We start from the raw sequence: 13,563 nt of genomic DNA, 5'->3' as shown, positions 1-13,563 counted from the left end.
ATACTGAGTAGCTAAGGGCAATCAGTAAAGAAGCCCAGGAGGCTCCCATGCTTAGTGCCCAAGACCGTGCCATCGTCAAATCCACCGTGCCCCTGCTGGAAAGCGGCGGCGAAGCGCTGATCACCCATTTCTACCGCATGATGCTCTCCGAGTACCCTGAGGTTCGCCCGCTGTTCAACCAGGCTCACCAGGCCAGCGGTGACCAGCCCCGGGCCCTGGCCAATGGCGTATTGATGTACGCGCGGCATATCGACCAGCTCGACCAACTGGGCGACCTGGTGGCGAAGATCATCAACAAGCACGTCGCCTTGCAGATCCTGCCGGAGCATTACCCGATCGTGGGCGCTTGCTTGCTGCGGGCGATTTCCGAGGTGCTGGGCAGTGAGATCGCCACCCCTGAGGTGATGAATGCCTGGGGCGCCGCGTACGGCCAACTGGCGGACATCCTGATCGGTGCCGAAGCCGCTATTTACGCAGAGAAAGCCCAGGCCCCCGGCGGCTGGCGCGGTGCGCGGGCGTTCACTGTGGTCAAGCGCGTAGAGGAGAGCGCCGAGATCACTTCCTTCTATTTCGCGCCGGCGGACAACGGGGCGATCCTCGCGGCCGCGCCGGGCCAATACATCGGCATGAGGCTGGTGCTCGACGGTGAGGAAGTGCGCCGCAACTACTCACTGTCGGCGTTGAGTGATGGGGGTGAATACCGCATCAGCGTCAAGCGCGAGGCCGGCGGGCGGGTTTCCAATCACCTGCATGACCAGTTGCAGGTCGGTGCGACGATTGACCTGTTTCCGCCGTCGGGCGAGTTCACCCTGGCGGCCAGCGATAAGCCGCTGGTGCTGATCAGCGGCGGGGTAGGGATCACCCCAACCTTGCCGATGCTGGAGGCCGCACTGGCCACCCAGCGTCCGGTGCACTTTATCCACTGCGCGCGCAATGGCGGGGTGCATGCGTTCCGTGACTGGGTCGACGGCCTGGCAGCCAAGCACCCGCAGCTCAAGCGCTTTTATTGCTATGCCGAGGACGATGGCGTGAGCCCGGCGGCGGATAAAGTCGGTCTGTTGAGCCAGGAGCAACTGGCCGCATGGTTGCCGGAGCAGCGTGACCTGGACGCGTACTTCCTGGGACCTAAAGGCTTCATGGCGGCGATCAAGCGCCACCTCAAGGCCCTGGGCGTACCCGAGAAACAAAGCCGCTACGAATTCTTCGGCCCGGCGGCTGCCTTGGAATAGGACCTGAAGGTTCACACTGTTCAAAATAATGTGGGCGGGGGCTCGCCTCTCCCACATTTGGATCTCTGTTCCTCTCGATTAATCCCCTGTTAACCCCTCTCTGTTTAAACCACTCTCTGTGTGTAAACTTGCGGCCATTGGCACAACCAAACAAAGGGATACGGGGATGAGTGACGAATTGCGTTTAGGCAGGGAGCGGCGCTTTCTGGTGTTGCTGGGCATCATCTGCCTGGCGCTGATCGGTGGGGCGTTGTACATGCAGGTGGTGTTGGGCGAGGCGCCGTGCCCGTTGTGCATCCTGCAACGCTATGCCTTGCTGTTGATTGCGATCTTCGCGTTCATCGGTGCCGCCATGCGCACCAAGGGCGCCCTCACGCTGTTCGAAGGCCTGGTGGTACTCAGCGCTCTCGGCGGGGTGGCCGCGGCCGGTCACCATGTGTACACCCAGTTCTTTCCGCAGGTGAGCTGCGGCGTCGATGTACTGCAACCTATCGTCGACGACCTGCCCCTGGCCAAGGTCTTCCCGCTGGGCTTCCAGGTCGACGGCTTCTGCAGCACCCCATACCCGCCGGTGCTGGGCCTGTCCCTGGCGCAATGGGCGCTGGTGGCGTTCGTGCTGACGGTCATCCTGGTGCCCCTGGGCATCTATCGCAATCGCCGCCACAAAGGCTGAACCCATCAGTGAAACGCCCCGGTCTTTCTTCAAGGAAGGCCGGGGCGTTTTTGCATGTAGGCTTTTGTGAACAGAGCGTGACGCCGGACAATTTTGGCTGCGCGCAGTGTGCGACATGTTGTCACACGGAAGCCGCCGTAGGACGTTTCTGACCCGCCAAACCAGCGCTTAAATTTGCAAAAAGCCTCCAGGATGTGCTGTCAGTTCGTGGTTTGGACGCCGCCACGTACCTCACGTCGTACAAGGCTTTGAGTGATGTCCGAATGCCTTGTTTTATGGGGGGTTGCATAGGTTTCGTAGGCCCTTACGGGGGGTAAGGGCTGTGACCGTTTGCCCTATAACACGGCAATTTTTGTGGTTTTTGTTGAGAATTGAACGCGATAAGATCGCGAACCATTGCAATATTGGTGAAGGATTATTGCTGTAATCGATAAAAATTATTTCTTTATAAGACATGGTTTATACATCGCTAGCTAACTACAATCGCCCGCACTGAATGTCCGGTGCTGCTCAATCTTTGAGCACTGGAGCGGTCGAGGGGCAGATGGACGGCTCTGTGCGACCCCAAGGTTCCGGCAGCCTTTCAACTATCCGCACCAAAGGGAATTGGTCTGTAACAAGGCCTTTAACCACGAAATCGAATAAGAACTCACCGCAGGTCCGTGAAACGCTCCGTTATATGGCGTGCCGGGCAGGCTCTTATTCAATCGAAGAGAAATGCCAACCCTTGGCAGGGTGAAGTGTTGGCGATCAAAACCCAACTGCATTGCGCAAGCTGCTTTAGAGGTCGTGAGATGAGTAAAAACAGGTACCCCCGATTACTAGGCTTTTTGCCGCTGCTTGGCATGATGTTAATGCTGGGAGGCTGCAAGTGGACCTTGATGGACCCAAAAGGACAGATCGGTCTGGATCAACGAAACCTGATCATCACTGCCACCCTGCTGATGCTGTTGGTCGTGGTGCCTGTGATCATCATGACCTTTGCCTTCGCCTGGAAATACCGCGCGTCGAACACCAGCGCGACCTACGCGCCTAAGTGGTCGCACTCCACCAAGATCGAAATCGCGGTGTGGCTGGTCCCGATCCTCATCATCATCGCCCTGGGTTACATCACCTATAAGTCGACCCACGAGCTGGACCCGTACCGTCCGCTGGAGTCCGACGTCAAGCCGATCAACATCGAAGTGGTCGCGCTGGACTGGAAGTGGCTGTTCATCTACCCGGACCTGGGTATCGCCACGGTTAACCAGATTCGCTTCCCTGAGAACACCCCGCTTAACTTCCGGATCACCTCCGACGCCGTGATGAACTCGTTCTTCATCCCTGCCCTGGGCGGTCAGATCTACGCGATGGCAGGCATGCAGACCCGACTGCACCTGATCGCCAACGAAAAAGCTGAAATGGAAGGCATCTCCGCGAACTACAGCGGCGCTGGCTTCACCGGCATGAAATTCAAAGCGATCTCGACGAGCCAGGAAGATTTCAACGCCTGGGTAGCCGAAGTCAAGGCCGCACCTAAACAGCTTGATCAAGCTGAATACGACGCCCTGACCAAACCAAGCCAGAACAACCCTGTCGCCCTGTACTCCGCGTATGAGCCGAACCTGTTTCAGAAAATCGTCGACAAGTACGAAGGTATGAAGCCAGGCAAGCCGGTCAAGCACGAGAAGAAAGAAGTGGCCGCGGTTGAAGGTTCTGACACGGGCTCGCATTCAACTGCTGGGGCAGAGGAGTAAACGATGTTTGGTAAATTAAGTTGGGATGCGGTCCCGTTCCACGAGCCGATTGTGATGATTACCATCGCCATGATCGCGCTGGGTGGTCTGGCACTGTTTGCAGCAATCACTTATTTCAAGAAGTGGACCTACCTGTGGACCGAGTGGCTGACGTCGGTCGACCACAAGAAAATCGGCGTGATGTACATCATCGTTGCCATGGTCATGCTGCTGCGTGGTTTTGCCGACGCCATCATGATGCGTACCCAGTTGGCCATGGCCACCGAAGGTTCGCCTGGCTACCTGCCGCCTGAACACTATGACCAGATCTTCACCGCCCACGGTGTGATCATGATCATCTTCATGGCGATGCCTTTCTTCACCGGCCTGATGAACCTTGCAGTGCCGCTGCAGATCGGTGCGCGTGACGTTGCCTACCCGTTCCTGAACTCCCTGAGCTTCTGGCTGCTGGTTTCCGGCGTGGTGCTGATCAACGTGTCCCTGGGTGTCGGCGAATTCGCCAAGACCGGTTGGGTTGCGTATCCGCCATTGTCGGGCATCCAGTACAGCCCTGGCGTGGGTGTGGACTACTACATCTGGGCGCTACAGTTATCAGGACTCGGGACGACGCTGACGGGGGTCAACTTCCTGGCCACCGTCCTGAAAATGCGCGCCCCTGGCATGAAACTGATGGACATGCCGATCTTCACCTGGACCTGCACCTGGGCCAACGTCCTGATCGTGGCGTCGTTCCCGATCCTGGCCGCTACCATGGCGCTGCTGTCGCTTGACCGTTACCTGGATTTCCACATTTTCACCAATGAACTTGGTGGCAATCCAATGATGTACGTGAACCTGTTCTGGGCATGGGGTCACCCTGAGGTGTACATCCTGATCCTGCCAGCGTTCGGTATCTTCTCCGAAGTGATCTCGACCTTTACCGGCAAGCGCCTGTTCGGTCACCACTCGATGGTCTACGCATCGGGCGCAATCTCCGTACTGGGCTTCATGGTGTGGCTGCACCACTTCTTCACCATGGGTTCGGGGGCCAGCGTCAACGCCTTCTTCGGCCTGGCGACGATGCTGATTTCCATCCCGACGGGGGTGAAGCTATTCAACTGGCTGTTCACCATCTACCACGGCCGTCTGCGCATCACCAGCCAGGTCCTGTGGACCCTGGGCTTCATGGTGACCTTCGCCATCGGCGGCATGACCGGCGTACTGCTGGCCATCCCGGGTGCTGACTTCGTGCTGCACAACAGCCTGTTCGTGATCGCGCACTTCCACAACGTGATCATCGGTGGTGCGGTATTCGGCTACATCGCTGGTTTCAGCTTCTACTTCCCGAAAGCGTTCGGCTTCAAGCTGCACGAAGGCTGGGGCAAGGCTGCGTTCTGGTTCTGGATCTCGGGCTTCTTCGTTGCGTTCATGCCGCTCTATGCACTGGGCTTCATGGGCATGACCCGTCGTCTGAACGCCACTACCAACCCTGAGTGGGTGCCGTACCTGTACGTCGCCATGTTTGGTGCACTCATGATCGCTGTGGGTATCGCCTGCCAGTTGATCCAACTGTACGTGAGCATCCGTGACCGTAAGCAGAACGCTTGCGAATCCGGCGACCCATGGAATGGCCACACCCTGGAATGGTCGACCTCGTCGCCACCTCCGTTCTACAACTTCGCCGTGATCCCGACTGCGAACACCATCGATGCGTTCACCGAAGCCAAGGAAGACGGTACTGCGTACCAGCAACCTAAGCACTACGAACCGATCCACATGCCAAGCAACACCGCTACTGGCGTGGTGATGGGTGCGCTGTTGACCGTGTTCGGTTTCGCGATGATCTGGCACATCTGGTGGCTGGCAATCGTGAGCCTGGTGGGCACCATCGGCTACTTCATTGTCCACGCAGCACGTGATGATCAAGGCTACATGGTGCCGGTCGAAACGATCGAGCGCATCGAAGCCGAGCAGCACGCTCGCCTGGTCGCCGAGAAGAAAATCCCGGCCAACCGTGTAGAAACCTCGTTGGAACAGGCTTAAACCATGTCGAACTTAGTGACCAATGCTGGACACGCCCATGTCGATGACCATGGGCACGATGACCATCACCACGACTCGGGGCCGATGACCGTTTTCGGTTTCTGGCTCTACCTGATGACCGACTGCATCTTGTTTGCGTCGATCTTCGCGGTGTACGCGGTACTGGTAAACAACGTTGCGGGTGGCCCGTCGGGCCACGACATCTTCGAACTGCCTTACGTGCTCGGCGAAACCGCCTTGCTGTTGTTCAGTTCGATCACCTACGGCTTCGCCATGTTGGCCTTCTACAAGGGCAACAAGAAAGGCGTCCTGAGCTGGTTGGCACTGACCTTCCTGTTCGGCCTGGGCTTCATCGGCATGGAGATCAACGAGTTCCACCTGCTGATCTCCGAAGGCTACGGCCCGCACCGTTCCGGCTTCCTGTCGGCGTTCTTCACGCTGGTTGGTACCCACGGTCTGCACGTGACGGCCGGCCTGCTGTGGATGGCGGTGATGATGTATCAGGTCAATAAACACGGCCTGACCAACACCAACAAGACTCGCCTGAGCTGCCTGAGCCTGTTCTGGCACTTCCTGGACGTGGTCTGGATCTGCGTCTTCACCGTTGTTTACCTGATGGGGACTCTGTAATGGCTAATGCACACTCCCATGACCATGACAGCCATGATGCGAGCCACGGCAGCGTTAAGTCGTACGCCATCGGCTTCATCCTGTCGGTAATCCTGACGCTCATCCCGTTCGGTCTGGTGATGTACCCGACCCTGCCGAAGTCGATCACTTTGATGATCGTACTGGCGTTCGCGGTGATTCAGGTTCTGGTTCACCTGGTGTACTTCCTGCACCTGGATCGCTCTAAAGAGCAGCGCGATAACGTGATTGCGTTCGTGTTCGCAGGCTTAGTAATCCTGCTGCTGGTTGGCCTGTCGATATGGATCATGTTCAGCATCCATACGTTCATGATGGCGAAGTGAGGTAAGACCCGATGTCGCTTAAGCACTTTATCCAAATCACCAAACCGGGGATCATTTTCGGTAACGTGCTTTCTGTGGCGGGCGGTTTCTTCCTGGCCTCCAAGGGACATGTCGATCTGGCCATCTTCCTGGCTGCGATGATCGGTACGTCCCTGGTGGTGGCTTCCGGCTGTGTGTTCAACAACTGCATCGACCGTGACATCGACATCAAGATGGAGCGCACCAAGAATCGCGTGCTGGTCCAGGGCCTGATTTCCCTGAAACTGGCGCTGATCTTCGCGACCGTCCTGGGTGTTGCCGGTGTGGCCCTGTTGTACCAGGTGGCCAACCCGCTGGCGGCGTTGTTTGCCGTGATCGGTTTTGTCATCTACGTCGGTCTCTACAGCCTGTACCTCAAGCGCAAGTCGGTGCACGGCACGCTGGTGGGCAGTCTGTCGGGGGCGATGCCGCCGGTGATTGGTTATGTGGCTGTGACCAATAGCTTCGACATGGCTGCGCTGGTGCTGCTGGTGATGTTCAGCCTGTGGCAGATGCCGCATTCCTACGCCATCGCGATCTTCCGCTTCAACGACTACCTGGCTGCTTCGATTCCGGTCCTGCCGGTCAAGCGTGGCATCCAGGTCGCCAAGAAGCACATCCTGCTCTACATCCTGGCCTTCCTCGTGGCGACCTTGATGTTGACCTTCAGTGGCTACGCCGGCATGAGCTACCTTGCCGTCGCCGCCGCCATGGGCATGTACTGGTTGTACATGGCCTGGACCGGCTACAAGGCGGTGGACGACACCGTCTGGGCGCGCAAGCTGTTCGTGTTCTCGATTTTCACCATCACCGCGCTCAGCGTGATGATGTCCCTGGATTTCCAAGTGCCGAAAGAGCTGTTGCTGACCTACGCCCACTGAGTGTCTGAGTAATAAAAAGGCCCCGCCTTCGAAAGAAGCGCGGGGTTTTTTATTGAGTGACCTTTAAACTACGACCAAACCCTACCCCTGCAGGAAGCAAAGTGATGAGTAAAAAAGCCGTTATGGTGTTCAGTGGCGGTCAGGATTCGACCACCTGCCTGATCCAGGCGCTGCCGCTGTATGACGAAGTGCACTGCATCACCTTCGATTACGGTCAGCGCCATGTGGCGGAAATCGAAGTCGCCCGGCAGTTGGCCAAGCAACTGGGGGCCACCGTTCACAAAGTGATGGACGTGTCGCTGCTCAACGAACTGGCGATCAGCAGCCTGACCCGCGACAACATCCCGGTGCCTACCGTGAACAGCTCCGGCGAAAGCCTGCCGAGCACCTTTGTGCCGGGCCGCAATATTCTGTTTTTAACCCTGGCGGCCATCTACGCGTATCAGGTCAAGGCCGAGACGGTCATCACCGGCGTGTGTGAAACCGACTTCTCCGGCTACCCCGATTGCCGCGATGAGTTCGTCAAAGCCTTGAACCAGGCGCTCAAGCTGGGCATGGAGTACGACGTACGCCTGGAAACCCCGTTGATGTGGCTGAACAAGGCCGAGACCTGGGCATTGGCGGATTACCACCAGCAACTGGACCTGGTCCGCGAGCAGACCCTGACCTGCTACAACGGCATTATCGGCACCGGCTGCGGCGAGTGCGATGCGTGCAACCTGCGTGCACGTGGCTTGAATGACTACCTGCAGAACAAGGCAGCGGTCATGCAGAGCCTTAAGCAGAAATTGCAGCTGAACTGACCTCCAACACGCAGCTGTCGAGCCTCGACAAGGCTCGACAGCTGCTACGCATCAGGCAGTGGCGGCGGTCAGGTAGCGCTTGAACAACGAGCGCGCACCGTAGGCCGGCAGGATATTGAAGAACGCAAAGCCGACTTTGATCGCGATCTGTACGTAGATCATGCTCAGGATGTCGCTGGTCTGCATGGCGCCGTAGAACGCGATGAAGCAGAACAGGAAGCTGTCGATAATCACCGCAAAGAACGTACTGAGGAAAATGCGCAGGTACAGGTATTTGGAATTGGTCAGTTCTTTGATCTTGCACAGTAAATACGAGTTGATATTTTCCGACACCAGGAACGACACCGAAGAGGCGATCAATACCGACGATACCTGGACGATCACGTCGTTGTAAGGACCGTCGAGCTTCCAACCTGGCAGGCCGGGCAGGAAGGTCGAGCCGTAGAGCAGGATGATGATCATCGCGTTGCTGGCAAAGGCAAACAGAATGGCCTTTCTGGCGAGTCTCAGGCCGAAGTTTTCGTTGAGCAGGTCCACGATCAAAAAGGTCAACGGATACAGGAAAGTGCCGGGTGTGACGATGATGTCGAGTGACTCGATGTAGATCGGTTTGGTCGCGGCGATGCTGGTGAAAATATAAAAAGTGAAGAGCAGCAGGTTCAGGATGATGTAGATCATCCATGAGTTTTCATTACGGTCATTGAGGTCGTACGCGGTCACCGAGCCGCCTTGGGAATAGAACTTCTTGTACAGGTTTTTAACTTCCATTTTATTTAAGTTGTCCATGATTTCGCTGTTGATGACTTCGCTCAACTTGACCCGGATGATCTTGCCCGTGGCGATGATCATGATCACGGCCAGGCTCTTGTCATTTTCGAAGCCAAGCAGTTTGTACTTGCTGTTTTCTATCTCGCTTTCATGCGTGGTCATTGAAGCGCTCCTCAATGATATCGCCCAGTACACACAGGCGTTCTGAGTTGGCGCAGGCCTCACGGCTGATCAACAGCGCCTGAGTGACCTTGTCGAACACCAGCTTTTCCTTGGCATCGCTCGATGAGCCCTTCTGGATGATCAGCAGGTCACCTGGCTCGTTCACACCCGCGATGGGATGCTCCAGCTGTACACCGATCAGGTTATGGGACGCGCCGAAGTAGTACGTGAGCGGGAAGAGGGTGGCCAGTTCGCCAATGCGCTTGTCCAGGTGTTGCATGACCTGGCTTTGCTTGAGCACAGGCACGGCTGCCGGGTTCATATTGCCCTGGGGCGACACACTGCTCTCGATGATTTCCTTGGCTTCAAAATCGATGGTCTCGATTTCTTCGTAAGACACGCCGAAAAAATCGGAAATCTTGCGCAGGGTCGACTGTTGAACGTTGACGACCTTGCCTTCGAGGATGTTGTAGATCGTGGTGCGGGTCAGGCCGGCCGCGCTGCACAACGACAGTTGGGTCTCGCCGCGGCTCTTGATCAAGTACTTGATGTTGCTCTTCAAGTGCTCGGTTTTTTCTCGTCTGTGCATCACGTGCTCACCACTTCCCTTTAGTAAAAACCGTTGATCCTTGAAGACGCCACGCAGGCTGTTTCAGCACTGAAGTACCCATCCAGGGCGTTCAGGCTTTGCGGCGGGCGCAAGTGTTGCACGCGCGTGGCTTAACAATAAAGCCCAAGATGCTCGACCCTGTCAGGCGGAAAGGCAAATGGCCAGTTACTCGGCAAAGGGGGACAAAAGCGAACATTTAATTTGGAAAATGTTTAATTTCCTGTTTAATTGGGCGCCACGGTTCAGGACGAACCGCTACGCAGCAACCAAGGAAGGGACACTCCCCATGGCAGTCAATACCGTACACCTGCAGGATCAGGCTGACCTGTTGCGCCGAGGCATGGCGGATCTGCACGCCGAGGACATGGAGTTGGCGATGCTGCTGGACGCGGAAGTGGCGCGCCAGCACCGCACACTGTCACTGGTCGCGTCCTCCTGTGCGGTCGAACCCCGCACCCTGGTGGCCTCCGCGTCTGCATTGGTGAACATCACCGCCGAGGGCGCGCCTGGCCGACGCCATCGGGCGGGCTGCGAGAATGTCGATCTGGTCGAGTCCCTGGCTATCCGCAGGGCGCGTGAATTGTTCGATGCCCACTACGCCGGCGTGCAGTCGCACTCGGCTTCCAACGCCAACGCCCAAGTGCTGTCCGCCCTGCTTGAACCGGGGGATACCCTGCTGGGCATGGCCCACGATCACGGTGGGCACCTTACCCATGGCAGCCCCGCCGTATTTACCGGTGCCTACTACAAGGCCATTCGCTACGGCACCACCGCCGACGGACTGATCGATTACGCGCAGGTGCGTAGTCTGGCGCTTGCCCATCGCCCTCGCATCATCATCTGCGGTGCATCGGCTTATTCGCGGGTTGTGGATTTCGAGCGGTTTCGCGCCATAGCCGATGAAGCGGGTGCGATCCTGCTCGCCGACATTTCTCATATTGCCGGGCTGGTCGTGACGGGGCGGCACCCGAGTCCGATCAACGCCGCGCATGTCACCACCACCTGTACCCACAAGCAGCTGGGTGGGCCGCGCGGAGGCTTGATCCTGTCCGGCCGCGATGCCCATACCAAGGTGCCCGGCTTGAGGGCGACCTTCAGCCGTGTACTTGATCAAGCCGTGTTCCCACGCATGCAGGGCGCGCCTGCGGTCAATATGATCGCCGCCAAAGCCGCTGCGCTGGGCTACGCGATGACACCGGAGTTCGACGCGTGCATGGGGCGGATTCGTGCCCTGGCCGATGAAGTGGCCAGCGCGTTTCAGGCCCATGACTATGAAGTGGTCGGCGGGCGCAGTGAAAACCATACCGTGCTGATTCGCTTGCGCGGCGGCGTTACCGGCGCTATCGCCGAGTCGGCGCTGGAAAGCTGCGGTGTCGTGGTGGATAAAAACCGCATACCGGGTGAGACGCGTTCGTCTGCCGTTGCCAGTGGCTTGTGTATCGGCACGGGCTCCATGGCGCAACGCGGTGTTGATGCCGAGGGCTGTCGACACATCATCGATCTGGTGTGCCGGGTATTGGACAATGTCACCCCGCTGGGGGAGCACGCGTACCGCCTCGAACCGATTCTGCAGCAACAACTGCGTACAGAACTCGAAGCCTTGTGTGCGAAATATCCCATCGCCGGCTACTGGGAACGCTGAAGCGCCCTGCTCGAAAAAAGCCCCGTCTTCGCACGTTGTACGGGGCTTTTTCATGGTGGCTCGGTTAAATCCTTCGTTCCTTGTCTCGTCATACCCTTCTATACGAGCTGTGCGAATTCCTCACCCGTCTACAAGGAGTAGTCACCATGGTCAGCGTTAGTCGTCGATCCCTTCTCGCTCTTGGCGCCGCCCTGCCTTTGCTCGGACGCCTGGATTGGGCGCTCGCCGCACCCGCGCCGACCAAGACTGACAAGGTACTGCTCAACTACAACGAAAGCCCCTACGGGCCTTCGACGGCGGCCCGCGAAGCGATGCAGCGCGGCATCGCGACAGCCGGCCGGTATCCGTACAAACATATGTACGCCTTGGCCGGCCTGTTTGCCCAGCAGCACGGGATTGCCGAAGAGCAGGTGGCGGTGTTCGCCGGCTCCATGGCCGCGCTGCGCTACGCGGTGCTGGCGTTCACCAGCGAAACCCGCGGCCTGGTGATGGCCACGCCTTCCTACGAAGTACCGCGCCAGGCCGCCGAGTCCCGTAAGGCGCCGGTGCGCGAAGTGGACCTTGACGCCGACCACGCCCACGACGTTCCCGCCATGCTCGCCGCCGATCCCCAGGCGGGGATGCTCTATGTCTGCAATCCCAATAATCCGACGGGCACCCTCACCTCTACCGAGGCTATTCGCCAGGCGCTGGCGAACAAGCCCAAAGGCAGCGTATTGGTGGTGGACGAGGCCTACATCGACTTCGCCGACACCCCAAGCGTGGTGAGCTGGGTCAAGGACCATGACGACCTGTTGGTGTTGCGCACCTTCTCGAAAATCTATGGCATGGCCGGCGCCCGCCTGGGCCTGGCGATCGGCCACCCGGCGCTGCTGGAACGGCTGGCGGTATTCGGCGGTGACAATGTCCCGGCGGGTTCTTCCCTGCTCGGCGGCATCGCCAGCCTGGAAGACGTAAAGTTGCTGCCACAACGCAAGGCACTCAATGCCCAGCTGCGCGATGAAACAATCACCTGGCTCAAGGGCCGTGGCTTCACCTGCACGGCCTCCCAGGCCAACTGCTTCATGATCGACGTGAAGCAACCGGCCGAGCAGGTCATCGACAAGCTTGCCGCACAGGGCGTGTTCATCGGGCGGGTGTGGAAAAACTGGCCGCAGTGGGTGCGCGTGACGGTGGGGAACAAGCGGGAGATGGAGCGGTTTCGCGAGGTGTTTGCGGCGACGGTCTAGCGCCGATGTGGGAGGGGGCTTTCTCCCTCCCACATTAGGTGTCACTGCTGCGCGATGCTGTAGCCCTCAAACGCCGTCTGCTGTTGCAGCGCAGTAATCACGCTCTTGCGGCTCAGGGGCTGCTCGACGCCGGCGTTATCCACAAAGCTTTCAACCTCCAGCTCGGCTTCGTCGCCTTCGCCTACAAAGCTGAAGCCCAGGAACTCAAACGCCTCACGGTCGACGTTCAACCGCGAGCGTGGCGTGCGCAGCGGCAGGGTGACGCTGGTGCCGTCCTTGCTGATCACAAACACTTCGGCTTCTTTCTTGGGGCGGGCGGCCTTGCCTTTGCCGGCGCTTGGGTTGCTGATGGCCTGGTGAGACTGGTTCAGCACTTTGAGGGCCAGCCCGTAGACCAGCTCCTGAAACTCAGGATCATCCTTGAAGCTCGACAGGATGCGGCTGATGGAGAACTTGCCGCTCAGGTCTTCAAGGGCGAGGTTGTCAGCGGCTTCGGCGTCCTTGAGCTGCTTGAGCTGGCCCATCAGGTCGTAGGCCTTGTCGTCGTCGAAGGCGTCGTGGGCCTGGCGGATGGCCACGCGCAGTTCGCGGATCTGGTCGCTTTCCTTGGAGGTGTGAAAGGCGTCCAGCACCATCTCGCTGATGATCTTGGCGGCTGGCACATGCTGTGAAAGATTGATGGCGTTTTCGTATTCAGCCTTGGCGTGCAAGGCGACTACGGATTCTTCGGCGGAGTGTTCGGTGTAAGAATCGGACATTGAAATTTCACTACTTCAGTAAACGGAAGACAAAAAAGCGTCGCGCATTTTCAGCGGGGAG

The 13,563-nt window shown here is 58.3% G+C and carries 13 protein-coding genes; 10 read left to right on the top strand and 3 right to left on the bottom strand.

Annotation, left to right across the window (positions count from 1 at the left end):
• Positions 1–47: 47 nt before the first annotated feature.
• The 8 genes from hmpA (at position 48) to queC (ending at position 8,333) form a co-directional block, all read left to right on the top strand.
• A complete protein-coding gene (gene hmpA / locus J1N02_RS08355; RefSeq protein WP_027607624.1) occupies positions 48–1,229 on the top strand; it encodes an NO-inducible flavohemoprotein in 1,182 nt (393 codons plus the stop codon).
• Positions 1,230–1,395: 166 nt separating this feature from the next.
• Positions 1,396–1,902, top strand: a complete 507-nt coding sequence (locus tag J1N02_RS08350) for a disulfide bond formation protein B (RefSeq protein WP_027607623.1) — start codon at positions 1,396–1,398, stop codon at positions 1,900–1,902.
• Positions 1,903–2,696: 794 nt separating this feature from the next.
• Positions 2,697–3,638, top strand: coding sequence for a ubiquinol oxidase subunit II (gene cyoA / locus J1N02_RS08345; protein WP_027607622.1), 942 nt, complete (start codon positions 2,697–2,699; stop codon positions 3,636–3,638).
• Positions 3,639–3,641: 3 nt separating this feature from the next.
• Entirely contained in the window at positions 3,642–5,660 is a 2,019-nt protein-coding gene (gene cyoB, locus J1N02_RS08340; protein WP_027607621.1) for a cytochrome o ubiquinol oxidase subunit I, read from the top strand.
• Between the two features lie 3 nt (positions 5,661–5,663).
• Positions 5,664–6,290 carry a cytochrome o ubiquinol oxidase subunit III gene (locus tag J1N02_RS08335; RefSeq protein ID WP_010206435.1) on the top strand — a complete coding sequence of 209 codons (627 nt, stop codon included), beginning with the start codon at positions 5,664–5,666 and terminating at the stop codon, positions 6,288–6,290.
• Positions 6,290–6,631 (top strand): cytochrome o ubiquinol oxidase subunit IV, encoded by a 342-nt coding sequence (cyoD, locus tag J1N02_RS08330; RefSeq protein WP_010206434.1) that lies wholly within the window; start codon positions 6,290–6,292, stop codon positions 6,629–6,631. Before J1N02_RS08335 ends, cyoD begins: the two co-directional genes overlap by 1 nt.
• An 11-nt stretch (positions 6,632–6,642) precedes the next feature.
• Positions 6,643–7,530: a heme o synthase gene (gene cyoE, locus J1N02_RS08325; RefSeq protein ID WP_027607620.1), complete on the top strand. Its 888-nt coding sequence runs from the start codon at positions 6,643–6,645 to the stop codon at positions 7,528–7,530.
• Positions 7,531–7,634: 104 nt separating this feature from the next.
• Positions 7,635–8,333 (top strand): 7-cyano-7-deazaguanine synthase QueC, encoded by a 699-nt coding sequence (gene queC, locus J1N02_RS08320; protein ID WP_027607619.1) that lies wholly within the window; start codon positions 7,635–7,637, stop codon positions 8,331–8,333.
• Between the two features lie 51 nt (positions 8,334–8,384).
• Here queC and J1N02_RS08315 read toward each other — a convergent pair whose 3' ends face one another.
• Positions 8,385–9,263: a queuosine precursor transporter gene (locus J1N02_RS08315; protein WP_027607618.1), complete on the bottom strand. Its 879-nt coding sequence runs from the start codon at positions 9,261–9,263 to the stop codon at positions 8,385–8,387.
• Positions 9,250–9,855, bottom strand: a complete 606-nt coding sequence (locus J1N02_RS08310) for a helix-turn-helix transcriptional regulator (RefSeq protein WP_092359290.1) — start codon at positions 9,853–9,855, stop codon at positions 9,250–9,252. Before J1N02_RS08310 ends, J1N02_RS08315 begins: the two co-directional genes overlap by 14 nt.
• A 304-nt stretch (positions 9,856–10,159) precedes the next feature.
• On the opposite strand from J1N02_RS08310, the gene glyA reads away from it, so the two are divergent.
• Together glyA and J1N02_RS08300 are read left to right on the top strand one after the other, a co-directional pair.
• On the top strand, positions 10,160–11,515 hold the full coding sequence (gene glyA, locus J1N02_RS08305; RefSeq protein WP_027607616.1) for a serine hydroxymethyltransferase: 1,356 nt from the start codon (positions 10,160–10,162) through the stop codon (positions 11,513–11,515).
• 146 nt (positions 11,516–11,661) lie between these two features.
• Positions 11,662–12,744, top strand: coding sequence for a pyridoxal phosphate-dependent aminotransferase (locus tag J1N02_RS08300; RefSeq protein WP_421147270.1), 1,083 nt, complete (start codon positions 11,662–11,664; stop codon positions 12,742–12,744).
• 41 nt (positions 12,745–12,785) lie between these two features.
• Here J1N02_RS08300 and J1N02_RS08295 read toward each other — a convergent pair whose 3' ends face one another.
• Positions 12,786–13,502, bottom strand: coding sequence for a hypothetical protein (locus J1N02_RS08295; RefSeq protein WP_092359284.1), 717 nt, complete (start codon positions 13,500–13,502; stop codon positions 12,786–12,788).
• Positions 13,503–13,563 lie beyond the last annotated feature (61 nt).

This window comes from Pseudomonas sp. NFX5 (assembly GCF_049132125.1).
Taxonomy (GTDB): domain Bacteria; phylum Pseudomonadota; class Gammaproteobacteria; order Pseudomonadales; family Pseudomonadaceae; genus Aquipseudomonas; species Aquipseudomonas marginalis.
Note: the sequence above shows the minus strand (reverse complement) of the source record. Positions and strands in the feature narration are given on the sequence as shown.